This is a genomic window from Microcoleus sp. PH2017_24_DOB_U_A, from assembly GCF_020738205.1.
Lineage (GTDB): Bacteria > Cyanobacteriota > Cyanobacteriia > Cyanobacteriales > Microcoleaceae > Microcoleus.
Genome location: NZ_JAEQCT010000047.1, coordinates 1 through 25908, shown reverse-complemented (window position 1 = coordinate 25908; position 25908 = coordinate 1). Strand labels below are relative to the sequence as shown.

Sequence of the window (25908 nt, the reverse complement as noted above, 5' to 3'; positions counted from 1 at the left end):
CTCCAAATAGACTACCATCATAAATCATCCTTTTATCTATATTTTAACTGAAAATAAGTTACTTATATTTATATATCTACATAAAATATTATCTAAAATGATGGACTTCTGGAAATTGCTCATCTGCCCAAACCTCATAAAACAGTGCTGACACCAGCCATGCACCCACAAAGCAGAAATCTTAAACCTGGGCCCACAATTGGGACATTCCCAACCTGCGTAGGTGAAATCTGCCAAAGCGATCGCACCTCCCAACCCCACCAACTTCCCCAAGGATCGTCGGCGTTAACTCCTTCGCCCGCCGAAACCGCCCCAAAAGAGGACTGGCATTTTTGACGACAAACCCGTTTGTAGTGAGGACTTTAGTCCTTCAATTTAGTTCGGAGGGCGGGGGATGCGAAAACTTAGGGGGCTGAGGATTTGATTGAGGGCGCGCAATTGTTCGGCGGTGCCCAAACAAATTAGCATATCTCCTCCTTCGATCGCAGTTTCTCCAGTTGGCCCGACAATCAAAGTGCCGCCAGCCCGTCGAATTGCTAACACTAATGCCCCGGATTGCGATCGCAATTTGGCATTTCTCAAAGTTTCTCCGACGTAGACACAACTATTCGGATCTACCAGAAATTCTTCCATATAAAAAGAACTATCCGTACCCGTCAATACGCCGTCTAAAAAATCCATCACCTGAGGGCGCAAAGCAGCCGCTGCCATCCGTTTGCCGCCCGTAATGTAGGGGGATACAACGGCATCGGCGCCGCCCCGCTGCAACTTCTTTACGGCTTCTTCTGTGGTGGCGCGGGCGATCGCCCGTACCTTCGGATTCAGAGTTTTCGCCGACAGCACAGTGTACAAATTCTCAGCATCCGACGGCAAAGCTGCTACTATGCAAATTGCGCGATCGATCCCCACATTCAACAAAATTTCATCGAGTGTCGCGTCTCCCTGCACCGCCGTGTACCCCAACGCCAAAGCAGCCTGCACCGACTGTAGCGCCGAATCTACCACCACAAAAGGAATATTTTCTGCCTCAAATTCCAAGGCAATCTGTCGCCCCGTGCGCCCGAAACCGCAAAGAATGTAATGTTCGATCAAAGAATCCACCAAACGCCGCTGCTGCCTAATTCTTGCTCCTTCTTGAAAATATCCTTGAATCAGCGCTTCTGTAAAGCGGTTGACGATATAACCAATCACCATCACGCCCATCAAAATCAGGCACATGGTAAACATTCGCCCGCGTCTTCCGAGGGGGTGAATTTCACCGTAGCCGACAGTTGCTAAAGTAAATACAGTCATGTAAGCGGCATCGAGCAAAGGCCATTTTTCCACCAGCCAATACCAAAGAGTACCCGTGCAGAAAATGCCGCCAAGGGCGATGATGCCGCCCGTTAACTGTTTTTGCAGGCGCTGGTACTTTTGCTCTAGAGTTGAATACACCGATCGCCCTGACCTATTATTTATTACCTGCTACCAAATTTAAGCATATCAAGACTTACGCAAAAACCCGATTCATAGGAGCAAATCTAAAATCTAAAATCGACTGTCCGAGCGACTTTCAATCCCGTCGCAGAGGTGGCGATTGCTGGAATTGGCGAGCGGCAATTATTGCAGTGCGATCTGCAATTTGTATGAGGAGTATTTTCGCGCTCGCCTAGAATGCAAATAATCCTGAATTCAAAAAATAATGCAACTGCAAGCAAACTTAAAACCCATATCCACTAAGTCATTCCCAAATCTCAAATCTCAAATCTAAAATGGTATAATCCTGATTTAGCCGATCGCCAAATCCACACTAACTACAAATTCGGGAAAAGCCAGCGGCGACACTCGATCGCCCCGCCAAAACCTCAGCATTAAACTGTAACCGTTAACAGTCGGCTGGCGGTAAACTTCCAAGCAGTTTTCCTGTAAATTGACTATCCAGACTTCCTGAATTTGCGATCGGGCATAAATAGGAAGTTTCACATCTCTGTCATAGTCTATGGAAGTGTCAGCTACTTCTATTAATAGTAAAACTTCCGATGGGAGGGGGTGGGCGGTTGAATAGTAATCGGCGCGAGGTTGCAGCAATACTATATCAGGTTGCGGCTCAGTGCGATCGCTCAACTGAACGGGGTTCTGCACGTCAAAAGTAGCCAAATTTTCGGGAATTTGGCTGCACAGTCTGGCTAAGCGCCTCACAGAGGAAGCATGACGAGTTCCAATAGCGGCCATTTCAACAAGTTCTCCTTCTATCAATTCTAGGCGATCGCCCTCCGAAAGAATCCCAGCTTTACCCATTTGATGGTATTCTTCTACTGTGAAAAGTCTTTTGAGCAACTGCACAGCCATAACTTACCGTTCCTCTAATTAGTTCTTAGATTATAGTCGATCGAAACATAGCTATATTAACAGGGGTTATAAAAAATTATAACTTTGGTGGGATTTGTTTTTGACGAACCGCGAAGGCGCGAAGGACACGAAAGAAGAGGAAAGAAGAGGAGAGAAGAAGGGAAACTCACAAATATCTATCAATAGAAAGGTGTGTCCGGCTGAATGATTCGGTATCTTGAAAATAAGCAGCCAGAATCCTCAGCAATCTGCAACGGTTGGCTGTTTTGGCAGGCAGCACAATAATCTGAGTTAACATAACTTGATTCCATGCAAAATACCGCAGATTTACTCCCCAAAATTGACTCGCCGAGTCTTCCTAAAAAGCAACCCGCACTTCCAAATTACGAAGCAGCCGATCGCCAATTTGTCAATTTGCTGCTAGTGGATGATTTAGACAAGACGGTGGCTGCAAAACCGTTACTTGTTAGCGATTTTGAAAGCGCGATCGCCGTGGCGCTGCGATCGGCATATCAGCAACCGGAGGGCGATGAGGCCGCGCACCGTTTCTTGCAGCGCGTACTGTACCGCATCAACCGCCTCAACTTGTTTTGGTACGACGACTTGCGCCGCTACAACAACGAACGATCGCACTATTTGCGTTCTGTGCGCGATCGCATCGAACAACCTTGGCAGCAGTGGGAATTCGCCCAAATCGACGTTGCAGCCGTGCAAAACATCGAGAATGTCAAGCAAGCCCTGCGCGATCGTGCAGCCGTCGATGTCGATCCTCCGCTGTCTGAGATCGATCGCTACCTGCGAGAACAGATGACTGAAGGGGGATACAGACACCTGCTGGCGATCGCCTCCTTCGACGGTTTAGTGGAAGCCAGCCGTCTTTCCCGGATCCTCGGCGGGGCAGGCAACGAAATTCAGTCAACCCTGACGCGGGTGCTGATCGAAGAATACGGCGGCGGTCGCTTACCCCGCAAGCACTCGACCTATTTTGCCCAAATGATGGCAGAATTCGGGATGAGCACGGAACCGGAGGCGTATTTCGATTTAGTACCTTGGGAAGTGCTCGCCAGCATCAACCACAACTTCCTGCTTACCGAACGCAAGCGCCACTTTCTGCGCTACAACGGCGGACTCACTTATTTTGAGGTGGCTGGGCCCGTCGCTTACCGCAATTATCTAGGCGCCGCGCAGCGCCTGGGGTTGTCCCAGGCTGCGATGGGTTATTGGGAACTCCACATCCGAGAAGATGAGCGTCACGGGCGCTGGATGCTTGATGAGGTGGCGATCCCGCTGGTTGACAAATACCCGCAGGATGGGTGGGAATTGGTGTTGGGCTACGATCAGGAGAAGTCGATCGGCGATCGGGCTGCGTTGGCTGTAGTGCGATCGATCCAAGCAGCAGAACACAATTGACACGTAGATGGGGATTTGCCGTTGGGTGGGGGCGGGTTCACAGACAATAATTGCCACTCAACCCACAATCTAATCAACCCGCCCCCACCGATAAAACAACGAACGATCGATCCGTGCTGTATTTTACAAGGCTGTCATTAACTGAATTAGCTCGATCGACAAATCTCTGGGCGACTTTTGCTGCTTCTGAAACAAAACTCCCGCCAGCAGATAGATATTTTCCGAATAAAAAGCCATGCCCTGTTTTTGCAGATTGGCGATCGCGCTTTTCACCTTCGGTTCCGAACTGTAATAGCCAAAAGTTAGAGGTGCAATCTCAAAATTCGCCACCGAGTAGCCTCGATCCAAGGCATCATCGATCAAACCCACAGGATTAGAATAGCTCGAAACCATCAGCAAAACTTTGTCGCAGCCCAAAGATAAAAGTTTTTTAGCAATTGTAGAACCATCAGTCCCGCCGTGCAACAGCGGCTGATAGAGCTTGTCATCCGCCGCCGGCAAGTAAGGCGGATTTGAAATTATACAATTCGCCGACTGATATAAAGGCGAATCAAAAAAAGAGCAATTTTGGACAGTGTATTGTTCGCTCAGTTGATATTGCTTAATTTGAGACTCAGCAATTTTCGACGCAACCTTATTTAACTCAAATCCTTGTATTTTTCCGTCAAAATTAGTTCTGACCAAAGACTTAATAACTGGACTTCCCTCTCCGGAACCAAATTCTACTATAAGTCGAGAATTGTCAGCGGTATCTAACACTAAACTTTCCAAGCAGTGCGAGTAAAAATCAGATTCTTCAGGGCAATGAAATACCTGTTTTAGAGGATGGGATGAAGTGAGCATAAATTCTGTAACAAAGTTTACTTTTTTAAAGTTATCTAATAAATAATTGTGAAGCCATCTGTCGCAAGAGCTATTTATAAACTTTTTAAATCTCTCTCTTGCTATTTTCTCAGAAAGATTCGCGGACGTTGTTGGGCTTGGGCCCTCTTGGTTTCAGTGGTTATATAACCTGTCAGTCATACCTCACCTTTTTGAGAAAGGCTATAACTTATCAATACACTGCTTGGTTGGTAGTGAGGAATTCATTACTCGGAAAATGCGGACTTAATTCCTCGGAAAATGCGGAATGAATTCCCAACGATCGAACCTCAATCATATTGGTTCGATCGTTGGGAATTCATTCCTCATCAGACGAGAGATGACTCAAGTCCCAACGCTCAAACCCGATCGAGGTTATTTTAGCGGACACGATAGAACTGATAACGTTCGCGAGCGGGGACGCTCGCACTTCTGAGTCATGACTGATGACTAATGACTAATTACCACCAGACTGTACAGATTTGCGAGTTTGGTTAGTATCGTCGCCCTTGTGATGCCACGTGCCACCGTCACCTTGAACATACTCTGATTTTACGCTGTTCCAAGCAACGCGAGTAGCAGCATCTTGGCTCATTCCATCTTCGCTAGCGCTCTTAAAAGCCGCTTTAAAAATATTCTGCGCCCCTTGGGGTAGTTCTTGTGCTTCTGAAGGTAATGTGTCAAATTGTTGTTCTGGCATAATGGTCTCCTTTTTTTTAACATAAATGCTATTTTATATAGAATAAACAACTACCTTCCTCTCTCTAAAAGCAAATTTAAGACAGCATTTATCTCAGTCCGAAGACCGATGTAATCTTAAATTTATTAGTTTCAGAAAAAGGAACTTGCTTGCCGTTGCTGGTGGCACGGAATTTGGGTAATTTACCCGATCGCACAGCTATAAATCTGACTTCGGCTTTTTCACCTGCGAACTTAGAAAATACGTCAGCGAAGCGATTACTAAACCGATACTCCCTCCCAAGGGAAGGATGTTCGGATCGCCCTTCCACCTAACTACCTCAGCGAGAAACAATACGCTCAATACAACGACGATCACGCTGGTGAGCTTGGTTTTGAGATCCTCGATGCTGTGAATTTCCAGCCAGTGGGGTACTTTTATGCGCTCGTCAATGAACAGCTCGTAAAGTCCGAGGGCAGTAATGTAAAATACTGTGGCTAACAGAAACAAATCTACAACTTCGATCAAGGACAGAATCAGTTGTTTGGAGTTTTCGCTGGAAACCGCTCCTGTAGTTAGAATGTGGCCGATGGTAGCGACTGTTTCCAGCGCGCCGTAGACCAAAGGTAATAGCTTAGAAACTATTGAGTCTGTGGGGTAAGTTTCAATTGGAAAAACAATCAAGGGAACGGGACTAAATTTGCTCTCTTACCTTCATTATCCCGTAGCGAATATGAAAAGAGTTGTACGTTCCGTTGTCAATTTGACCATAAGGTTTTGCAATCAAAAGCGATCGCAGGACTCTACAAGGCAAAAGCAAGCATAACCATGAAATCTTCTAAATTGTTGAAAGTTGTTTTAGCAGGGGCTTGTACTTTAGGTTTAGCAACGGTTTCCTTAGCAGTGCCTGCTTCTGCCCAGTCGGGAGGCGGTGCAGGCACGGGTACTAGCGGTACGACAGGTACAACCGGTACCAGCGGTACAACTTCGGCGCCGACTGAGACTAATTCTGGAGTTTTGAGCGATCGGCGCGATCGCCCCAACAATCTGGGCTGGCTGGGTGCCTTGGGCGCGTTAGGTTTGCTCAACTTGTTTCGCAAAAAAGACGATGCAGCGTCGGTTCGTCGGTAGTTTCGGGCGATTCACGCTCGGGATAGATTCGCACGCGCGTACTATTGAAAACTTGAAAACATAGAGGCTTAGAAATTCATGACTTCACCAAATCGCCAAAATTTGTTCGTAAAATTGGTTACTGTTGCCGGAATTGCCGGCGTTAGTTCCTTGCTCGCCGTGCCCGGATTCGCAGAATTGAACCGCCAGACTAACGACTCGAACAATTCTAATTCTGCGGGCTTGATTGCGATCGACGCCAACAACAATACCAATCCCGGCGGCCGTCCTTTTGACTCGACTAATCCGAACTACACTAACGATTTGGGGGGCAGTCCTTCGGACTCTACAAATAGCCCCAGCAACAATAACAATCCCGATCGTTCTTCGGAAGCTCCTGTGAGCGATCCGAACAACAATACCAATCCGGGCGGCCGTCCTTTCGACTCTACTGTCCCCAGCAACAATAACGATGCCGGCGGCCCTAGCAACACTCGCAATAGCCCCAGCAACTAAATTTTGGGACGGGCTAGAAGCCCATCCCACAAGAAAAAAGATTTTTGTGGGATGGGCTTCTAGCCCGTCCTAACTATTTTTGCAAGAGGTCTAATAATCCAGTCCTTCAGCCGCAATAATTAGCTAGAGTCCGATCGCACTTTCACGCGATCGGACTCTATTTTTGCTGCTGTTAAACTTAGGCTAAATTAATAATTTTCTCACCGACGGGCGATCGCACTTGCGCGCCCGCCGATTTATTCAAACAACACACTATTAGTTACTGCTGATTGTCCACAAAAACAGTCACAGCCGCCACAGCGATTAACATTTCATCATTTTTATCATTCAGAGAGGCGATCGCCCTTCCTGGCACAATCATGCCCCCTTGCTCCACAATCAGAGTTTTGCTACCAAAAGGCAGCACCGCCAACACATCATCCGGCCGCACTTGTTCCGGGTAAGGAACAGCCACCTTTACCTCAACAATCATCTGATTGGGGTCAGTCAAACCCGCCACTTCCCAGACGCCTAGCAGAGCATTATTGGCGATCGCATTTCGTACAGCCCTAGCCGCCGCGACAGTCGGTTCCTGCCCGTGCTGGTCGATACCCATCCCCATTTCAATGATGAAACATTTACGTGCCACAGTTACTCCTTCCTTGATTTTTGCTCGCAGTCGAGCGCACTCTTTCTCAAAACAATTATCAACCAAACCGACCGCAATTTATATTATTTTATAAATCACGATCGCAACACAACAATCATCCCAGTTCAAAAAAAACAATCCAACAGCAGACCATCTCAAAACTCATAGTTCATCAGTCAATCCCAAATCCCAAATCCCAAATCCCAAATTTAAAATCGCATAACTTATGGTAATATAACCAAAATCACCATTCCTCGCGGACTGCCCAACTCATCGCCAGCTTGAATCATGGATAGTTTTCTCCCCATCGCCTACTTTCAAAACCAATTTCTCCCATTTACCGACGCCAAAATCTCCATCGCCACCCACGCCCTGCACTACGGAACCGGAGTTTTAGGCGGGTTGCGAGGAATTCCCGACCCCCAAAATGGCGATCGCATCTTACTATTTAGATTAGACCGCCACTGTCAAAGATTAAGTCAAAGTGCCAGCTTCCTCCACTGCGATATTCCCCCGGACAAAATCCAACAAGTAATCACTGATTTTGTTAAAAAAAATCAGCCAACAAAATCATTTTACATCCGTCCATTTATCTACACATCAAGTTTAGGAATAGCTCCCAGACTCCACAACGTAGACACAGACTTCTTTGTTTACGGATTAGAACTTTCCGACTACTTACCCAAAGAAGGAGTCAACTGTAGAATTAGCTCTTGGTACCGTCAAGAAGACCGCAGCTTACCCTTAAGAGGAAAAATTAGCGGCGCCTACATCACCTCAGCCCTAGCTAAAACAGAAGCAGTAGAATCCGGCTTCGACGAAGCGATTATGATGAACACCCAAGGAAAAGTCAGCGAAGCCTCTGGGATGAACATATTTGTCGCCAGAAACGGCAAATTAGTTACTCCCGGTTTCGAGCAAGATATTCTCGAAGGAATCACCAGAGACAGCGTAATCACCATCGCCCGAGACTTAGGAATTGAAGTCACAGAAAGACCAGTTGACAAATCAGAACTGTTGATTGCAGACGAGATTTTTCTGTGCGGAACCGCCGCCAAAATTACGCCAATTAACCGAGTAGAAAACTATCAATTGCCTAAAAACAGACCCATCACCGAAAAGATTTTGGACAAACTGACGGGGATTATCGAAAATCGCGATAGCAAGTACAAAGAGTGGGTATTTGCGATTAGTCTGAATTAACGCGATACTCAAGGATCCATGAAGTAAATTAACCGGATTTGGTTAAATACCAAATCCGGTTAAATACCCCCTCGATCTCTTAGTCTGCGGAGGCAGACTTCGTGTGTGTAGTCGCGGTTTCAACCGCCGAGTCACTTTTTTACTCGCACAAGGCAGCCGCATGATGGCGAATGTGATCCTCCATAAAACTCGCCACAAAATAATAGCTGTGATCGTAACCTTCCTGCATCCTTAAAGTCAGCATCTGTCCCACTTTTGCACAAGCAACCGCAAACGCATCCGGCAACAATTGCCCGTCAGCTAGATACGAATCATCCGTACCGCAGTCAATCAAAATCGGGCGCTTGTATTGCTGTTCCAAAACTAATTCGCTAGCATCCCAAGCCTTCCAATTCTCCCGATCGCCACCGAGGTAGTGTCCAAATATTTTTTGTCCCCAAGGGCTGCGGACAGGGGCGCAAATAGGCGCAAAAGCCGAAACAGAAAGATAGCGATCGCCATTTTTTAACGCGCAAATTAAAGCCCCGTGTCCGCCCATCGAATGCCCGAAAATTCCCTGTTTTTCACGTATCACCGGAAAGTTTGACGCGATTAAATTCGGCAACTCATCAACCACATAACTGTACATTCGATAGTGAGAATTCCAAGGTGCGGCTGTCGCATCCACATAAAAACCCGCGCCGCTTCCCAAATCCCAATTGTCCGCTTCCCCTGGAATGCCAGTATTGCGCGGGCTAGTGTCGGGCGCCACCAGCATTAACCCATATTTGGCTGCCCATTGTTGCGCCCCCGCTTTTGCCATAAAATTCTCTTCCGTGCAGGTTAATCCTGACAAGTAATAGAGGATTGGTACGGGTTGTGATTCGGCTTGTGGTGGCTGGTAGACAGTGAATTTCATCTCGCTGTTGCAGGCGGATGATTGATGGCTGTAAAAGCCGAGTTTGCCACCCAAACTTTTATATTGTTTTTCCAGTTTTAGGGATTTTGAGATCATGTTAATTTTATTTCATTTGTGAATTAGATTTTTTTTACCGCAGAGAGCGCAGAGGGCGCAGAGGAAGAGAGAAGAGAGAAATATTTTTGTTCAAAATGTTAAAACTGTGCGTATTACTTTTCCTTGGTGCATCAAATCAAAGGCGTCATTAATTTGCTCGATCGGCATAATCTGGGTAATCAAACTATCAATATCAATTTTACCATCCATGTACCAATCAACAATTTTCGGAACATCGGTTCTGCCCTTGGCGCCACCAAAAGCCGTGCCTTTCCACACCCTACCAGTTACTAATTGAAACGGGCGGGTGCTAATTTCTTGCCCGGCTCCCGCTACTCCGACAATCACGCTCACACCCCAACCTTTGTGACAGCATTCCAAAGCTTGGCGCATCACATTAACGTTGCCGATACATTCAAAAGTGTAATCAGCTCCGCCTTTGGTTAAATCTACCAAATAAGGCACTAAATCGCCCTCAACTTCGCGGGGATTTACAAAGTGAGTCATGCCGAATTTTTTCGCCATTGCTCGTTTGTCGGGATTCATATCTACGCCGACAATCATGTTGGCTCCCACCAGGCGCGCTGCTTGGATTACATTCAAACCCACGCCGCCTAAACCAAAAACTATGACATTAGAACCTGGTTCTACTTTGGCAGTATTGATGACAGCGCCGATGCCAGTTGTAACGCCGCAGCCAATCAAACAAACTTTGTCAAAGGGAGCGTCATCGCGAATTTTCGCTACCGCAATTTCTGGCAATACTGTATAATTAGCAAAGGTAGAAGTTCCCATGTAATGGAAAATTTTCTCGCCATTAATTGAAAATCTGCTCGTGCCATCGGGCATTACGCCTTGCCCTTGAGTGAGGCGAATTGCTTGACAGAGATTCGTTTTGCCGCTCAAACAATACGCGCAGTTGCGACATTCGGGAGTGTAAAGTGGAATTACCCGATCGCCCTTTTTGACACTTGTCACTCCCGCCCCAACTTCCGCAACAATCCCGGCTCCCTCGTGGCCGAGAATTGCCGGAAACAAACCCTCGGGATCGGCGCCGGAAAGAGTATAAGCATCGGTGTGACAAACACCCGTCGCTTTAATTTCTACCAGCACCTCACCATCTCGCGGCCCATCTAGATCGACCGTTTCAATGGTCAAAGGTTGGCCGGCACTGCGAGCAACTGCTGCTTTTACTTTCATGCTTTCCCCCTGGGATGATTTGTTAAATGCTCCGTCAATATGTATTCTATTACTTAATCTAAAAATTGCACCAATTCTATGACAAAATTAATTGTAATTACCGGAGTCAGTCGCGGTCTCGGTCTCGCGATGACCGAAAAGTTTATTGAATTGGGACACACAGTTTTAGGATGCGCCCGCTCTTCGGAAGCAGTGGAAAAACTAAAACAAAAATATCGCGCGCCCCATCATTTTACTTGTTTGGATGTCGCTAGCGACGAGCAAGTCAAAGCTTGGGCTACAGAAATTTTGGCAAAGCAGCAACTGCCAGATTTGCTGATTAACAATGCAGCTATAACTAATTATTCCGCGCCTCTTTGGAATATCACCAGCGAAGAATTTTCTCAGGTAATTGATGTTAATATTAAAGGTACAGCTAATGTGATTCGCCACTTTGTCCCGGCAATGATTGCTCGAAAAAGTGGCATAATTGTCAACTTTAGTTCGGGTTGGGGAAGGTCAACTTCGCCGGAAGTCGCGCCCTATTGCGCTTCTAAGTGGGCGATCGAAGGATTGACGCGATCGCTCGCCCAAGAACTCCCGCGAGGCATGGCAGCGATTCCTTTGAATCCGGGCATAATTCACACCGATATGCTGGAAATTTCTTTCGGAGAACACGCGGCAAGTTATACGCCTGTCAAAGCATGGGTGCAAAAAGCAGTGCCTTTTTTACTGAAATTGAAACCTTCGGATAATGGAATGCCGATGACCGTTCCAGGATAACAATAAAATAGTAAAATAAGATTCCTGTATGATCCAACTAATAACTCTTTCCCCCAACAGCCACTGTGAACTTGCCATTAACCTCGCCCTCGCAAACCGAAACCCGCAAAGCAGACCACCTCAGGATCTGTCTCGAAGAAGACGTACAATTTCGCGAAACTACCAGCGGACTGGAACACTACCGTTTTACTCACTGCTGTTTGCCAGAAATCGATCGCACCCAAATCGATCTCACATCCACATTTCTCGGCAAAAAACTAGGCGCTCCGCTGCTAATTTCCTCAATGACAGGTGGCACAGAACTAGCCCAGACCATTAATTATCGCCTCGCCGATGTCGCTCAGGAATACAAACTGGCGATGGGAGTCGGTTCCCAGCGCATCATCGTAGAAAACCCTCAACTTGCTCCTACATTTGCAGTGCGCCGCCGCGCTCCCGATATTCTGCTATTTGCTAATATCGGAGCGGTTCAATTAAACTACAATTACGGTTTGGAAGAGTGTCAAAAAATTATCGATATTCTGGAAGCAGATGCCCTAATTTTACACCTCAATCCGCTGCAAGAGTGCGTTCAAACTGAAGGCGATACTAATTTTAAAGGACTGCTCGAAAAAATTGCTAAATTGTGCGATAAATTACCAGTACCGGTGATTGCGAAAGAAGTAGGCAACGGTATTTCTGGAAAAATGGCACAGAAATTGCGATCGGCTGGGGTAAGCGCGATCGACATTGCCGGAGCCGGAGGCACTTCTTGGGCCAAAATAGAAGGAGAGCGAGCCAAAGACGGCAAGCAGCGGAGGTTGGGCGCCACCTTTGCCGACTGGGGAATCCCGACAGCCGAGTGCGTTGTCAGCACCCGCGCCGTAGCGCCAGATGTTCCCCTGATTGCCTCTGGGGGCTTGCAAAACGGCTTGGATGCAGCCAAGGCGATCGCCCTCGGCGCGGATGTGGCGGGGCTGGCGCGGCCGTTTCTGGAAGCAGCCGCAGCATCGGAATCAGCAGCAGGTGTTCTAGCTGAGGTTTTAATTGCAGAAATCGCTACTGTGATGTTTTGTACGGGCTGCGCTAACTTAGATGAGTTAAAACATTCTGGGGTTTTGGAAAGGTTAAGATAAAAGTATGTCAGTTGGCAGTTGGCAGTAGACAGTTGGCAGTTGGCAGTTGGCAGTTGGCAGTTGGCAGTTGGCAGTGGGAGCATCTCAGTTTTGCATTTATAGAGCGTCTCCGCTCGCGAGCGGTATAATACTCGCGAGCGGGGACGCTCGCACTATATATAAAAAATGCTTTTTTCAAAAATGAGATGCTCCCGTTGGCAGTTGGCAGTAGTCAGTAGTCAGTAGTTACTGATTATTGGGAGAGATTCAAAAATAACAAATAACAACTGCTAATTACCAACTGCTAATTACCAATTACCAACTGTAACTGTTAACCATCAACTGTCAACTATCAACTATCAACTGTCAACTGTCAACTGTCAACTGTCAACTGACTAATTATCTAAATGAAAGATTTCCTAAAATATACTTGTGCAAGTTTGCTGGGAACCTTCCTGGGATTGTTGCTGCTGGGCGGCATCGGATTGGGAGGACTGGTACTGCTAATTGCTCTGGCGGCATCGTCGTCTAAAGATTCAGGCCCGCAAGTTAAAGATAAGTCTGTATTGGTATTAGACCTTTCTCTAAATATCACCGATAGCAAACCGAGCCGCAGCACGAGCGCGGCGATTCAAGAAGCACTTTCGGATGAATCCGGCGATGCTGTGACGCTGCGGACTGTTTTAGATGCGATCGAATCTGCGAAAAAAGACCCGAAAATCGTGGGGATGTATCTCGAAGGCAGTTCGGATTCCAGCAGCAGCGGGTTTGCTAATCTCAAAGAAGTTCGATCGGCATTACAGCGTTTCCGAGATGCCAAAAAACCCATTTTTGCTTACGAAATGGACTGGAATGAGCGAGATTATTACCTCGGTTCCGTTGCTAACACAATTGCTATCAATCCTTACGGATCTCTTGAAATCAACGGTTTTAGCAGTCAAGCAATGTTCTTAACCGGTGCTTTCGAGAAATACGGCCTCGGAGTGCAAGTCACTCGCGTCGGTAAATACAAGTCAGCCGTCGAACCGTTTTTGCTCAAAAAAATGAGCCCGGAAAATCGCCAGCAAACTCAAAAATTGCTGGGAGATATTTGGGGCGAATACTTAAAAACTGTCGGGCCGAGCCGCAAATTGAGCGTTCCCCAACTGCAAGCAGTTGCAGATAATGGCGGAACTTTGATGGCTAACGAAGCTCTCAAAGGCAAGTTAGTTGATAAAGTTGTCTACTTTGATGAAATTGCAACAGAACTGAAAAAACTAACAGGAACCGATGCAGAAGATAAATCTTTCAAGCAAATAAGTTTGAAAAACTACGCAAGAGTTGCTGAGAGTAAAAACTCTACTCGCGCTCACAAGAAAAACCAAATTGCTGTCCTTTACGCTGAAGGTGAGATTGTAGACGGCGAAGGCGGCCCGACTCAAGTAGGGGGCGATCGCATCGCTGAAGAAATGCGTAAAATCCGAGAAGATGACGACATAAAAGCAGTAGTTCTGCGCGTCAACAGCCCTGGAGGCAGCGCGACGGCTGCGGAAGTCATCGGGCGCGAAGTCGCGCTGACAGGCAAAAAAAAGCCAGTTATCGTATCGATGGGCAATTTAGCAGCTTCCGGCGGCTATTGGATTTCGATGGGTTCTAGCAAAATCTTTGCCGAAGCCAGTACGATTACTGGTTCCATCGGCGTTTTTGGGATGCTATTCAATGCCGAAAAGTTGGCTGCTAACAACGGCATAACTTGGGACGTGGTAAAAACCGCCCGTTTTGCGGATACTAACACGGTTTCCCGCCCCAAAAATCCTCAAGAATTGGCGAATATTCAGAGAATAGTCGATCGCATTTACGATCTATTTATCACCAAAGTCGCCGACTCCCGCAAACTGCCAAAAAACAAGGTGCAAGAAATTGCTCAAGGCAGAGTTTGGTCTGGTACGGCTGCGAAACAGTTGGGCTTAGTCGATGAAATTGGCGGCCTAGAAGATGCCGTTAGAGAAGCAGCTAAGCAAGCTAAGCTAGGCGACGATTGGCAGTTAGAAGAATATCCAAAACGCCGCAGTTTGGAAGAGCAAATTTTGGAAAGAATATCCGGCGTTCGCGTTTTGAAACCAGCCACCAAACTCGATCCGCTGAGTGCAGAAGTTAAGAAAATGCAGGATGAATTGGCTGTTATCAAGTCGATGAATGACCCGCAAGGGATTTACGTTCGCTTACCTTTCGACTTGCGGATTAATTAACTTTACTCTTTAACCCGCGTCGGCGGGTTTTGTCTGTGTAGAAGCGGTTTCAACCGCGCGGGTTTTGTCTGTGTAGAAGCGGTTTCAACCGCCGAGTTTCAACCGCCGAGTTTGTCTTTACTCTTCAACCCGCGTCGGCGGGTTTTGTCTGTGTAGTAGCGGTTTCAACCGCCGAGTTTCAACCGCCGAGTTTCAACCGCCGACTCCGATATTGAAAAACCCGGTTTCCTCAAGAAACCGGGTTTATGAATACCCTATACGATCGACTGGGAATTGGAAATATTTATTATGCAGCACGCTGAGTCAACAATCCCCAGATGAAAAGTACCACGATCGCGCCGATGACTGCAAAAGCTATGCTGGGTACAGTTAATGCTCCGAAGGATGCTCCCGCGCTAGTCCCCACAAAGACTTGGCCTAAATAACCTCCCACCAGCGCGCCGATAATTCCTAAAACTGTTGTTGCGACAAAACCGCCACCTTGAGTTCCCGGATAAATGGCTTTGGCGATCGCACCAGCAATCAGTCCTAAAACGATCCAAGCAATAATTCCCATTTCTTTTTCTCCTGAGTGTTTAACTTTCGTCTGCCTTGTCTTATGTTCTAAGAATAACAACTGATATCCCGTCCTTTCCTCTACCGTAGGGATGAACCGATAGAGGTAGAATTTCTCATGAATCGTCCTAATTTAAGGCTTTTTAATATGTCAAAAGAGTTATTGAAGAACGCACAACTAAGAATGCATAACGTAGAGCGCACAACTAAGAACGAAGCCTTTAATTATCTAGGATAGAAGGCTTTATTTATTTAGGACAGAAGCAATCGACTACTCATATAAAGTGCAATTTCAGAACGTCCCAACCGTTGGGTGCGGTTGGTACAACCAAATTTTTCTAAGGAAGAAAGGTACCTATGCTCAAAGCCGAAGGGCAATAGGAAAAATTTTTCTGGGACTTTTTGTGTTTTACTGGTAAAAAAATTACAATATTTTTGTCAAATTAGGAAAGTTGGCCCCCGATGAATCTGACACTGTGCACGATCGTCAAGAATGAAGAAGCAACACTGTCGCGGACTTTGGACAGCGTGAAGGGTGTTGTTGACGAAATTGTGGTGGTAGATACCGGTTCGCGCGATCGCACTCGTGAAATAGCCCGAGAATCCGGGGCGAGGGTTTATGACTTTGAATGGTGCGACGACTTCGCAGCGGCGCGCAACGAGTCTCTGAAGCACGCCCAGGGCGACTGGATTTTGGTGTTGGATGCCGATGAGGTGCTGGTACCGGAGATTGTACCTCAGATCCAGCAGGCAATTAAGAGCGATCGACTGTTGCTAATCAATCTCATCCGCCAAGAAATCGGTGCATCTCAATCACCCTATTCCCTAGTGTCGCGTTTGTTTCGCAATCGCCCCGGCATCCGCTTTTCTCGCCCTTACCACGCCATGGTAGACGACAGCGTGGCTGAGATTTTGCAGCGCGAACCAGAGTGGAAAATAGCTTCTCTCCCCGATGTGGCGATTTGGCACTCTGGTTATCACAAAGATGCGATCGCAGCAAAAAGCAAATTCCAAAAAGCTCAAACAGCAATGGAACGCTATATAGCTTATTATCCAAACGATGCTTATGCGTGCAGCAAATTAGGCGCGCTGTACGTAGAAAGCGGGCAAATCGCGCGGGGCATTAATTTATTAACTAGGGGATTGACTGCGGCGACAATTGATGATTCTATTGTTTACGAACTTAACTATCATTTAGGCATTGCTTACCGCCAGCAACAGCAATTTGCCAAAGCCAAAGAACACTATCAACTCGCAATTAATACAGATGTTTTCCCGGCGCTCAAATTAGGTGCTTACAATAATTTGGGCAATTTGCTCAAAGATGAAGGAGATTTGCCAGCAGCAGAAAAAGCTTACAAAGCAGCTTTAAAAATAGATCCCAATTTTGCACCAGGTCACTACAATTTAGGACTCACACTGAAAGCAACCGGAAATTTGGTAGATGCGATCGCCTATTACCGACAAGCCATTAAAATCGATCCCGAACACGCCGAAGCCCATCAAAACTTGGCAGTAGCGCTGCTGAAAATTGGCAAAATGCCCGAAAGTTTAGCAGAATTCAAAAGAGCGATCGCCCTTCACGAACAGCGCCGCCCCTTTGAAGCAGAACGCCTGCGCCGCGGACTGCAAGAAATGGGTTTAATCTAAACCTGCATATCTACTTTCTCGTTAAGTAGGTCATTTGTAGGGGCAATCGTCGGTAGTTTCCCATCGATCCCAGAGGGGTAAGCACTCTTGGCATTAACCCTACAAATTGCGAAAAATACCAACAAAATCAAGCAATTATCTCTACTTTGCCGCTGTCCAAATCGTAGCGCGCCCCAACAACTTTAAGCTTTCCCGCTTTCACTGCTTCAGCCAAAATAGGCGACGCAGATTTTAACTTTTTTACATTCATTTTTACATTAGCTCTGACTGCGTTATCCCAAGCATCGCCCAATTGATTTTTTGTAGCATCAACGGCTGGTTTAATCGCCGCCACCAAAGTGCTAATGTGACCCGGCACAGCTTTACCATCCAAAGCCGCTTTCACAGCACCGCAGCGTTCGTGACCCAGAATTACTAATAGCGGAACGCCTAATTCTAATGCGGCATATTCCATATTTCCGAGAACCCCGTCGTCGAGAAAATTTCCAGCTACTCGGATATCAAATAAATCCCCCAATCCTTGGTCGAAAATAATTTCGGGTGTTACCCGCGAATCAGAACAAGCAAGGATGGTTGCAAACGGATGTTGACCCTTTGCTACTTCGGTAATTCGCGATCGGCTTTGGTCGGGAAATGTCCGTTTTTGGTGAATATACCGCTGATTCCCGTTCATCAATTTCTTGAGTGCGGCCTCAGGAGTGATGTTTGAGACTACTCCTTCTGCATAGGCCGGTTCAGTTTTGAACAGCCCTGGGGCCATGGTTGCCACCAGCGCCCCTGCACTTGACATCCAGATCGCACTCCGCCTCGACATCTTGCCTATTTTTTTTGAGTCGGTCATTGCTTGCAACTCGGTTAATTGTTTTATATTTATTAGTATAATATTTGCCATCAGCCCAGCAAAAATTCTTTACTTTTTCTTTACAAGTAGCTGCCAAATATAAACTAATAAAAAATCGCCCCTTGTAATTTCATGGAATTAACTGCGGTCATCATTCTGCCTGCGGAGGATGCTATAGTGTATCTAAAACAACAATTATTTATCAATGAATCACAATGTCTTACGTCGCCAGCATTCATATCTATCCGGTCAAGTCCCTTGACGGCATAGCTGTCAGTCAAGCTAATATTCTTGCCAGCGGAGCTCTAGCAGGCGATCGCTCTTTTGCCATCTGCGATCTTTCCGGAGCATTTGTTAACGCTAAGCGCAACAGCGGAGTCCATTTTCTGCGCCTATCATTTGACATAAAAAAGAGAATCGCCGGTCTGAAAATTCAAGACACCGAACAAGAAATATTTTTTCATGTAGATAGAGAACGCCCCGCAATAGAATCTTGGTTGAGCAACTACTTCGGTTTCCCGGTCAAGTTAATTGAAAACTTGCTCGCAGGCTTTCCCGATGATACCGCAGCACCCGGGCCAAGCATTATCAGTACCGCAACAATAGCCGAAGTAGCATCTTGGTTTCCGAGAGTTTGCGTTAACGAAATGCGCCATCGCTTGCGAGCTAATATTGAAATAGGAGATGTCCCGGCTTTTTGGGAAGATCGACTTTTCGGAGCAGCCGATGAAGTTGTCAGGTTTAAAATAGGGCCAGTAATATTTGAAGGTATTAATCCCGGTCAGCCCTGTCTGCAATCCAACCGAAATTCTGCTGCTCAAGAAGCTTATCCAAACTTGAAAACTATGCTAACAGCCAAGCAAAATGAAATCATGCCTGAATTGCAAAAAAAAGGGCATTTCAATCACTTTAGTCGGCTGCTCGTTAACACGCGAGTGCCACTTCAATCAGCCGGAAAAATAGTACACATAGGAGATGAAGTTCAAATCCTCAGCGTCAAAAACTCCCTATTTAATACCATTCCCGATCAGTTATAAAAGTTTTATGATGACTTCATATCAAATCCGGTAACACCGGAATTAATATTACCCAGAGTCAGGACGCGGCAGTGCCGTTTCCCTACAATTAAGTGGGCGTTAGTTACATCTCTTGCAAGCATGACGATTATTTTGGGGTAGGGAAACGGCTTTTGGAGTGTCCTCCGTTAGTCCAAATCAATATGCCCCATGCCCCATGCCCCATGCCCCATGCCCCATGCCCCATTACCTTAAATTTCTGTTGGTACTATAAACCACGATCGGTCTGTCAATTCCTTTAAAGCGGAAATCTCCCATCGGCTCAAAACTTTGGGGCGATCGCAGCAACGTGTAAGTAGCTTCGCTCACCACGCATTCCCCAGGCTGACAAATTCCCTCCATCCGAGCAGCCAGATTAATAGTCGAACCCAACACAGTATAATCAACTCTTTTAGAACTGCCGACATCACCAATTATTGCCTTGCCGCTGTTAATAGAAATCCGCAATTGCAGCGGTTCGCCCAAACTCTTATTTGCATTGAGTTCGTCAAGACGGTTGAGCATTCCCAAAGCAGCAGCCACCGCGCGATCGGCATGATCCGGTTGAGGTTCCGGCGCTCCAAAAAATGCCATAATACAATCTCCAATAAACTTATCTAAAGTTCCTCCTTCCCCAAAAACTTCTTGCAGCATTTCCTCAAAGAAATTGTTCAGCAACCGGGCAATTTCAGGGGGCCTCAAGCGTTCAGACATCGCAGTAAAGCCCACAATATCTGCAAACAAAATGCTGATTTCGCGTTCCACAGGCGGCAGGCGGTGGTCAATTAAAGTCCCCGTATTCATTAAATGCTGCACCACAGCCGGAGAGTGATAGCGTTCCAATCTTTGCCGCATAGTTTCTTGGGTGCGGAGTTTTTGTGTCAGCAGCCACCGCTGCACGCTAGAAGCAGCGATATTTCCTAAAGCTGAAAAAAAGCTCAAGTCTTCATCTCCGCCCAGATACCACTCTCTAGAAGTCAGTTGAGCGTCGCCGTAAAGCACTCCAAAAACTGTATTTTCATCCCAGAGAGGAACAGCTATCGCCGTGCGAATTCCTTTATCGATCATGCTTATATTGTCGTCAAACTGTTCGTCAAACTGAGCGTCGGCAGTTTTGAGAGCAACTTGTTCGTCTAATACTTTGCGGCAAATAGTCCGGCCGATCCAACTGCCGTCAGCAGGGATATATTTATTTTTGGCAGTGGGTCTGGCGGCAGTCTTAACTACTTCGAGTTCGCCGTTATTTTGAAAGTCTATTAATAGTGCCAAACGTTCGATATTTTTGATATCGCGGAACACGATTTGCTGGACTTGATCGAAAATTGCTTCGATGGATTCAGCGGTGTTTAAATACTTCGCAATATCGACTAAGTATTTTAAACGCGAGATAGCTTGTTCGTAATTTTTTTCAAGTTTTGTGTCTGGTTCTATCCACTGTTTTTGCAGTTCTTTAGCTTTGCCGAGGATAGTCACTCCTTCGGGCATGGTGCCGATTTCAGGAAGTTGGGGGTCAGAGCGATCGGGCAAAACGACAATCAAATTAATCCGGTGTCCCAGATAAATCACATCGCCCTGATTGACTAAGTGAGGTTGGTTGAGGGGACTGTTGTTTAGTAGCGTCCCGTTGGTACTGCCCATATCCTCAACTAGCCACTCCCCTGAAGCTATTTTAAACAAGCGGGTGTGGTGCCGGGAAATGTCAGAAAAAGGCAGTTGCAAATCGCATTCTAGCAACCTACCGATAATAAATTGCTCGCCTTCGACAGGCACGGTTTTTTCGATGATTCCATTAATTTGAAGTTCCAGATTCAGTTCATTCATAGACAGCACCGCTGTTGAATTTTCAAGGCTTTGATAAGACTTGAATTCATCAGATCAAATCTCCTACAAGTCTTATAAAGCTGGCGGCAACTCCAAAGTAAGCTGACCCAACACACCAGTTCTAAAATCGTTTAACATCTGCCGCGCCGTTCGTTCGACATCTCCTTTATACCTGTCTTTTGCTACTTCGTGCAAATAATCTTCACCATTGCTAGATCCTATATCTAATTTATACCGAGATTTGAAACCAGATACTGATATCAATGTGTCATCAGCCGCCTCCAGCCCGAGGAGCAAATCAACCATAGCTGCTGCTACTACCTGATTGTCGTAAGCTGCTTCGCCAATATCTTCGCAAATAGCTAATTTTATGGCATTTTCTTGATTGTTAATCCGGGTGGGGATTACTCCGGGGGCGTCTAGTAACTCAATTTCGTCAGAAATGCGAATCCATCGGAGCGATTTAGTTACTCCAGCTCTGCGGGCACTGTCTACTACTCTGCGCCCTAAAAGGCGATTAATTAAAGCAGATTTGCCGACATTGGGAAAGCCCATCACCACGGCGCGGACTGGACGGGGTAGCATTCCTCGATCGAATCTGCGTTTATTTAGCTGCACCCCAGCCTCCTGGACAGCATCGGAAACATCGTGTACTCCTTGACCGTGCTCGGCGTTAGTAAAATAAGCAGTTTCGCCCTGAGATTCAAACCAGGTTTCCCACGCATCGAGGGTTCTAGGCGTAATCATGTCCATGCGGTTGATGACCAACACTCGCGCCTTACCGCCCACCCAGGTAGGCATTTGGGGGTGGTAAGTCGCTAGTGGAATGCGGGCATCTCGGACTTCGAGCACCACATCTACCCGCTTTAGCTGTTCTTTTAATGCCCGTTCAGCTTTGGCAATGTGACCGGGATACCAGTGAATTTTCATTAGTTATTAGTTATTAGTTAGTTGTTAGTTGTTAGTGGTCAGTTATCAGTTGTTCGTTGTTCGTTGTCAGTTGTTCGGGGAGCATCTCAATTTTTGCAAAAAGCATTTTTTTGTTGTAGTGCGAGCTTAAGAGCTCGCTTGGTTTTAACAGCAAGCGAGCTCTTAAGCTCGCACTACAAAATCAAAACTGAGATGCTCTCGTTGTTCGTTGTCAGTTGTTAGTTGTCAACTGCTTTCGGAGTCAACTAAGAGGGCGAGCAAGGCGGGGCACCGCCCCAACTGTCAACTGCTTTCGGAGTCAACTGCCAACTGTCAACTGTCAACTGCCAACTGTCAACTGCCAACTGTCAACTGTCAACTGTCAACTGTCAACTGACTAAGGCACAATCAAAACTGCACAAGGAGACAGATTGATCACCCGACTGGTAACGCTGTCAGACGCACCATCATCAGTTAAACCCATCCCACGACAGCCCATCACAATCAAATCAGCCCCAACTTCGTCAGCCACATCACAAATCGTGAAAGCAGGTTTGCCTTCTCGTTCGATGATTTCAGCTTCAATTCCCTGCTGGGAAAACATCGACTGGGCTTCAGACAGCAGTTTGGCGACTGCTTCGGGGGAACTCATCACCTCTCGCGGTGCCTCACCCTCCTCGGCTGGGGGTTCGACTACCGACAGAATAACTAAACGAGAAGCGTAGGTTTTCACAATATTGACAACCTTTTCCGCCGCTTCGCGGGCTTCTCGGCTTTGATCTACAGGAAATAAGACAGTCTTGAACATAGTTCGCATTTCCCGGACACGGACTCCGATAAAATGTTTACGTTGAGCCAAATCAGTGCCGTTTGTTTCATCTTCCGTTTTTTGTACGGGCGCGGTTGAATGCGCCCGAGGCCCCAAGTGCAAGTGACGAGTGCCGCCATTTCAACGGAATTAGACAAAAACACAAATATTAGGAGGTTAATCCTGTGACAAAAAAAACTGTAGCAAATTTATCGGCATCGGACTTATCGGGCAAACGGGTATTGGTGCGCGCGGACTTTAACGTGCCGCTCGACAACGGCAATATCACCGATGATACTCGCATCCGGGCTGCTCTGCCGACTATTCAGGATTTAGCGTCGAAGGGCGCTAAGGTCATTTTGTGCAGTCACTTCGGGCGTCCCAAGGGTGTGACGGAGAAGTTGCGCTTGACTCCGGTTGCTAAGCGGCTGTCGGAATTGTTGGGGAAGGAAGTCAAAAAGACTAACGACTGTATTGGTGATGAAGTGGCTGCTACTGTGGCGGCGATGGCTGATGGCGATGTGATTTTGCTGGAAAATGTCCGCTTCTACCCTGAAGAGGAAGCAAATGACCCAGAATTTGCCAAGAAGTTAGCTTCTGTTGCTGATTTGTATGTCAATGATGCTTTTGGTACGGCTCACCGGGCTCACGCTTCGACTGAGGGTGTGACTAAGTATCTGAGTCCTTCGGTGGCTGGGTTTTTGATGGAGAAGGAGTTGCAATATCTCGGTAGTGCGATCGACAATCCGCAACGTCCCTTAGCTGCTATCATCGGTGGTTCTAAGGTTTCCAGCAAGATTGGAGTCATCGAAAAACTGCTCGAAAAGTGCGACAAATTGCTGCTGGGTGGCGGCATGGTGTTCACGTTCTACAAAGCTCGCGGTTTGAACGTTGGCAAGTCTTTGGTGGAAGATGACAAGCTCGAACTGGCTAAGTCTTTGGAAGCGAAGGCAAAGGAACGGGGAGTTACTTTCCTGTTACCTACTGATGTGGTAGTTGCTGACAAGTTTGCTGCTGACGCCAACACTCAAACTGTCTCCGTTGAGAGCATTCCCGACGGTTGGATGGGTTTGGACATCGGCCCGGATTCTGTGAAAACTTTCCAAGATGCTTTGGCTGATTGCAAAACGGTAATCTGGAACGGGCCGATGGGCGTGTTTGAGATGGAAAAGTTTGCTGCGGGAACTGAAGGAATTGCTCATTCTTTGGCTGGAATTACTAAGACTGGTACTACCACGATTATCGGTGGCGGTGACTCGGTGGCGGCTGTGGAACAGTTGAATCTGGGGCCAGAAATGAGCCACATTTCTACTGGTGGCGGCGCTAGTTTGGAACTGCTAGAAGGTAAGGAATTGCCTGGTGTTGCGGCTTTAGATGAGGCTTAATTAAGTTGACTGGGGCGGGCTTTGTTGCCCGCCTTGCGGCGAATGCTATTCTTTTTACCACAGAGAGCGCAGAGAACGCAGAGAGGGAGAAAAGAGTGAGGGAAATGGGTTGAAATTTTACTGTTTGCGAGTACGATCGATCTGAAGTGGCAGTGAGGTTTGTTTGTGAAATTTAAAATCTTGGCAAGTGTAACGGCAACTGTAGCAGTTTTAGCGCCGTTTTTGCTGGCACCCCCCGTGAAAGCTCAAAATCCCGATCACGTCCAACAGTTGCTAGAAACTAAGGAGTGTGAGGGCTGCGATTTGAGAAATGCTGATTTGTTTAAGGCGAGTTTGTACAGAGCTAATTTAAGAGGATCTGATTTAAGCGGAGCTAATCTCTACGAAGCTAATTTGCTAGAAGCAGATTTAAGTGGTGCTAATTTGGCAAATACTAACTTGGTTAATGCTGAAATGTATGGTGCCGACTTGGACAGCGCTAATCTGCGAAATGCGGATTTGTCTAATGCTTTTTTGGGGCGGGCAAATCTGACGAGAGCTGATTTGCGCGGTGCTAAGCTTTTTAATACTAATTTGGGCGAAGCTTATTTGCTGCAAGCTAATTTGTCGAATGCAGATTTGCGACGTTCGCTGCTGTTTAGAGTGAATTTGAATCGCGCTAATTTAAGCGGGGCTGATTTGTCTTTTGCTGACGTGCGCGATACTAATTTGCAGAATGCTATTCTGTCAAATACCAGGCTTCCTAGAGCTCAATTGACCGGGACAAATATCGATGCGGCGAGGGACGTGCGGCAGGCTGATTTGGAACGTGCAAATTTGCGGGGTACAAATTTGGGGCCGATGGTTTGCGTGACGACGAGTTTTCCTTATTGTGTTTTGAATTTGGAATAATATCAGGTTCTCTCGAACGACGACAATCAGATGGGTTTGTAGTGAGGACTTTAGTCCTCAGATTATGAGGACTAAAGTCCTCACTACAAACCGTTTTTATTGCGGGTAATTAAGGGCTGGTACACCGTAAGTTGAGACCGGAGCTAAGTTTGAGGTGGTTTGTATCCCCTTTCTAGGGCAAATCTCACAAGCTGGGCGCGATTTTCTAACTGTAGTTTGCTGAATATGCTGCCTAAATGAGCTTGGACGGTGCGGGGGCTAATAAACAGTCGATCGCTAATTTGTTTGTTAGTATAACCCTGGATCACCTCCCAAAAAACTCTTTCCTCGGCTGGTGTTAGAGGCAAAGGTGCTAGTGGTGGCAATACTGCGACAACTTTGGGCTCCACCGCCAGGGCGGTAGAAGTTTGCAGCAGTCGGACAATCTCGGCGTGAATGCGGTGGGAGCGCTCTAACTGAGCTTTCACCTTAGCCAAGATTTCTTCAGACTGAAAAGGTTTTACCAGATAATCGTCAGCGCCGATCGCATGACCTTCAACTTTTGCCTCAATTTCGCCTTGACCAGACAAAAATATAAACGGCACCAACTGTCCCAAACGTGTAGTACGCAAGCGCCGGCAAAACTCAAACCCGTCCATTTCCGGCATCATCACATCTGAAATCACCAAATCTGGGGGGGCATTTTCAAAAATTGAGAGCGCCTCAACTCCTGAATTAGCGCATTCAACCCGGTATCCTTGGCTTTCGAGATACATTGCCAAGACTGTTTGACAGTCTGCTTCGTCGTCAACTACTAATATTCTTTCCATGAGGGCCTTGCACCAATTCCAGTTGACAGTTCTTGAAACTGCGGCTGATTCTTTTACGCTGAACATTTCTCTACATAGCTGTGCAATGCTGGAGATGTAACGATCGCAATTCCGTCATGGCTGACAGAACAGGTCGAATCCGACAAAGCACGTAACAGGATATTACGTGCG

At 46.8% G+C, this 25908-nt stretch carries 26 protein-coding genes; 12 read left to right on the top strand and 14 right to left on the bottom strand.

All coding sequences use genetic code 11. The features are described from left to right. Positions 1-375: 375 nt before the first annotated feature. Together JGK07_RS14080 and JGK07_RS14075 are read right to left on the bottom strand one after the other, a co-directional pair. A complete protein-coding gene (locus JGK07_RS14080; RefSeq protein WP_293177721.1) occupies positions 376-1434 on the bottom strand; it encodes a TrkA family potassium uptake protein in 1059 nt (352 codons plus the stop codon). A 333-nt stretch (positions 1435-1767) separates the two neighbouring features. Then, complete coding sequence (locus JGK07_RS14075; RefSeq protein WP_293177724.1) at positions 1768-2328, bottom strand: Uma2 family endonuclease; 561 nt, start codon at positions 2326-2328, stop codon at positions 1768-1770. Positions 2329-2637: 309 nt separating this feature from the next. Between JGK07_RS14075 and JGK07_RS14070 the strand changes: the two genes are divergently transcribed. Next, positions 2638-3738: an iron-containing redox enzyme family protein gene (locus JGK07_RS14070; protein ID WP_293224867.1), complete on the top strand. Its 1101-nt coding sequence runs from the start codon at positions 2638-2640 to the stop codon at positions 3736-3738. Positions 3739-3861: 123 nt separating this feature from the next. Here JGK07_RS14070 and JGK07_RS14065 read toward each other — a convergent pair whose 3' ends face one another. Next, positions 3862-4581, bottom strand: a complete 720-nt coding sequence (locus JGK07_RS14065; protein WP_293177730.1) for a methyltransferase — start codon at positions 4579-4581, stop codon at positions 3862-3864. A 286-nt stretch (positions 4582-4867) separates the two neighbouring features. Between JGK07_RS14065 and JGK07_RS14060 the strand changes: the two genes are divergently transcribed. Next, on the top strand, positions 4868-5035 hold the full coding sequence (locus tag JGK07_RS14060) for a hypothetical protein (RefSeq protein WP_293190019.1): 168 nt from the start codon (positions 4868-4870) through the stop codon (positions 5033-5035). A 21-nt stretch (positions 5036-5056) separates the two neighbouring features. Here the strand turns inward: JGK07_RS14060 and JGK07_RS14055 are convergent, their stop codons facing one another. Beyond that, the gene (locus JGK07_RS14055; protein WP_293190017.1) at positions 5057-5299 is read right to left on the bottom strand and encodes a ChaB family protein; all 243 of its coding nucleotides are present in this window, start codon (positions 5297-5299) and stop codon (positions 5057-5059) included. A gap of 198 nt (positions 5300-5497) precedes the next feature. Continuing rightward, positions 5498-5962 carry a YqhA family protein gene (locus tag JGK07_RS14050; protein WP_293177736.1) on the bottom strand — a complete coding sequence of 155 codons (465 nt, stop codon included), beginning with the start codon at positions 5960-5962 and terminating at the stop codon, positions 5498-5500. A gap of 144 nt (positions 5963-6106) precedes the next feature. Between JGK07_RS14050 and JGK07_RS14045 the strand changes: the two genes are divergently transcribed. Next, a complete protein-coding gene (locus tag JGK07_RS14045; RefSeq protein ID WP_293177739.1) occupies positions 6107-6409 on the top strand; it encodes a hypothetical protein in 303 nt (100 codons plus the stop codon). Positions 6410-6487: 78 nt separating this feature from the next. Then, positions 6488-6904 (top strand): hypothetical protein, encoded by a 417-nt coding sequence (locus JGK07_RS14040; RefSeq protein WP_293177742.1) that lies wholly within the window; start codon positions 6488-6490, stop codon positions 6902-6904. A 259-nt stretch (positions 6905-7163) separates the two neighbouring features. On the opposite strand, the gene JGK07_RS14035 is transcribed toward JGK07_RS14040, so the two are convergent. Continuing rightward, positions 7164-7532, bottom strand: a complete 369-nt coding sequence (locus JGK07_RS14035; protein WP_293177745.1) for a Lin0512 family protein — start codon at positions 7530-7532, stop codon at positions 7164-7166. A 288-nt stretch (positions 7533-7820) separates the two neighbouring features. Here JGK07_RS14035 and JGK07_RS14030 point away from each other — a divergent pair, with 288 nt between their 5' ends. Continuing rightward, positions 7821-8735, top strand: coding sequence for a branched-chain amino acid transaminase (locus JGK07_RS14030; protein WP_293190013.1), 915 nt, complete (start codon positions 7821-7823; stop codon positions 8733-8735). Positions 8736-8874: 139 nt separating this feature from the next. Here the strand turns inward: JGK07_RS14030 and fghA are convergent, their stop codons facing one another. Beyond that, positions 8875-9729 carry an S-formylglutathione hydrolase gene (fghA, locus tag JGK07_RS14025; RefSeq protein WP_293190011.1) on the bottom strand — a complete coding sequence of 285 codons (855 nt, stop codon included), beginning with the start codon at positions 9727-9729 and terminating at the stop codon, positions 8875-8877. A gap of 90 nt (positions 9730-9819) precedes the next feature. Beyond that, positions 9820-10929: an S-(hydroxymethyl)glutathione dehydrogenase/class III alcohol dehydrogenase gene (locus JGK07_RS14020; protein WP_293190009.1), complete on the bottom strand. Its 1110-nt coding sequence runs from the start codon at positions 10927-10929 to the stop codon at positions 9820-9822. Between the two features lie 78 nt (positions 10930-11007). Here JGK07_RS14020 and JGK07_RS14015 point away from each other — a divergent pair, with 78 nt between their 5' ends. The 3 genes from JGK07_RS14015 to sppA all read left to right on the top strand — a co-directional run bounded on the left by JGK07_RS14015 (position 11008) and on the right by sppA (position 15013). Beyond that, the gene (locus JGK07_RS14015) at positions 11008-11691 is read left to right on the top strand and encodes an SDR family oxidoreductase (protein WP_293224873.1); all 684 of its coding nucleotides are present in this window, start codon (positions 11008-11010) and stop codon (positions 11689-11691) included. A gap of 65 nt (positions 11692-11756) precedes the next feature. After that, on the top strand, positions 11757-12806 hold the full coding sequence (gene fni, locus JGK07_RS14010; RefSeq protein WP_293242127.1) for a type 2 isopentenyl-diphosphate Delta-isomerase: 1050 nt from the start codon (positions 11757-11759) through the stop codon (positions 12804-12806). Between the two features lie 386 nt (positions 12807-13192). Next, positions 13193-15013: a signal peptide peptidase SppA gene (sppA, locus tag JGK07_RS14005; protein ID WP_293242115.1), complete on the top strand. Its 1821-nt coding sequence runs from the start codon at positions 13193-13195 to the stop codon at positions 15011-15013. A gap of 286 nt (positions 15014-15299) precedes the next feature. Here sppA and JGK07_RS14000 read toward each other — a convergent pair whose 3' ends face one another. Then, positions 15300-15569 carry a GlsB/YeaQ/YmgE family stress response membrane protein gene (locus JGK07_RS14000; RefSeq protein WP_293177765.1) on the bottom strand — a complete coding sequence of 90 codons (270 nt, stop codon included), beginning with the start codon at positions 15567-15569 and terminating at the stop codon, positions 15300-15302. A 461-nt stretch (positions 15570-16030) separates the two neighbouring features. On the opposite strand from JGK07_RS14000, the gene JGK07_RS13995 reads away from it, so the two are divergent. Then, on the top strand, positions 16031-17218 hold the full coding sequence (locus tag JGK07_RS13995) for a glycosyltransferase family 2 protein (protein ID WP_293242112.1): 1188 nt from the start codon (positions 16031-16033) through the stop codon (positions 17216-17218). A gap of 127 nt (positions 17219-17345) precedes the next feature. On the opposite strand, the gene JGK07_RS13990 is transcribed toward JGK07_RS13995, so the two are convergent. Further along, the gene (locus tag JGK07_RS13990) at positions 17346-18059 is read right to left on the bottom strand and encodes a carbonic anhydrase (protein WP_293177771.1); all 714 of its coding nucleotides are present in this window, start codon (positions 18057-18059) and stop codon (positions 17346-17348) included. Between the two features lie 215 nt (positions 18060-18274). On the opposite strand from JGK07_RS13990, the gene JGK07_RS13985 reads away from it, so the two are divergent. Then, positions 18275-19096, top strand: coding sequence for an MOSC N-terminal beta barrel domain-containing protein (locus JGK07_RS13985; RefSeq protein WP_293190001.1), 822 nt, complete (start codon positions 18275-18277; stop codon positions 19094-19096). 225 nt (positions 19097-19321) lie between these two features. Here the strand turns inward: JGK07_RS13985 and JGK07_RS13980 are convergent, their stop codons facing one another. The 3 genes from JGK07_RS13980 to JGK07_RS13970 all read right to left on the bottom strand — a co-directional run bounded on the left by JGK07_RS13980 (position 19322) and on the right by JGK07_RS13970 (position 22652). Further along, positions 19322-20935: an adenylate/guanylate cyclase domain-containing protein gene (locus JGK07_RS13980; protein ID WP_293177777.1), complete on the bottom strand. Its 1614-nt coding sequence runs from the start codon at positions 20933-20935 to the stop codon at positions 19322-19324. Positions 20936-21007: 72 nt separating this feature from the next. Beyond that, a complete protein-coding gene (gene ylqF / locus JGK07_RS13975) occupies positions 21008-21865 on the bottom strand; it encodes a ribosome biogenesis GTPase YlqF (RefSeq protein ID WP_293149305.1) in 858 nt (285 codons plus the stop codon). A gap of 376 nt (positions 21866-22241) precedes the next feature. Continuing rightward, positions 22242-22652, bottom strand: coding sequence for a universal stress protein (locus JGK07_RS13970; protein ID WP_293177780.1), 411 nt, complete (start codon positions 22650-22652; stop codon positions 22242-22244). A gap of 185 nt (positions 22653-22837) precedes the next feature. On the opposite strand from JGK07_RS13970, the gene JGK07_RS13965 reads away from it, so the two are divergent. Together JGK07_RS13965 and JGK07_RS13960 are read left to right on the top strand one after the other, a co-directional pair. Next, entirely contained in the window at positions 22838-24037 is a 1200-nt protein-coding gene (locus JGK07_RS13965) for a phosphoglycerate kinase (protein ID WP_293177783.1), read from the top strand. Positions 24038-24202: 165 nt separating this feature from the next. Beyond that, entirely contained in the window at positions 24203-24928 is a 726-nt protein-coding gene (locus JGK07_RS13960) for a pentapeptide repeat-containing protein (protein WP_293177786.1), read from the top strand. 143 nt (positions 24929-25071) lie between these two features. On the opposite strand, the gene JGK07_RS13955 is transcribed toward JGK07_RS13960, so the two are convergent. After that, a complete protein-coding gene (locus JGK07_RS13955; protein ID WP_293177811.1) occupies positions 25072-25737 on the bottom strand; it encodes a response regulator in 666 nt (221 codons plus the stop codon). Positions 25738-25908: the final 171 nt, after the last annotated feature.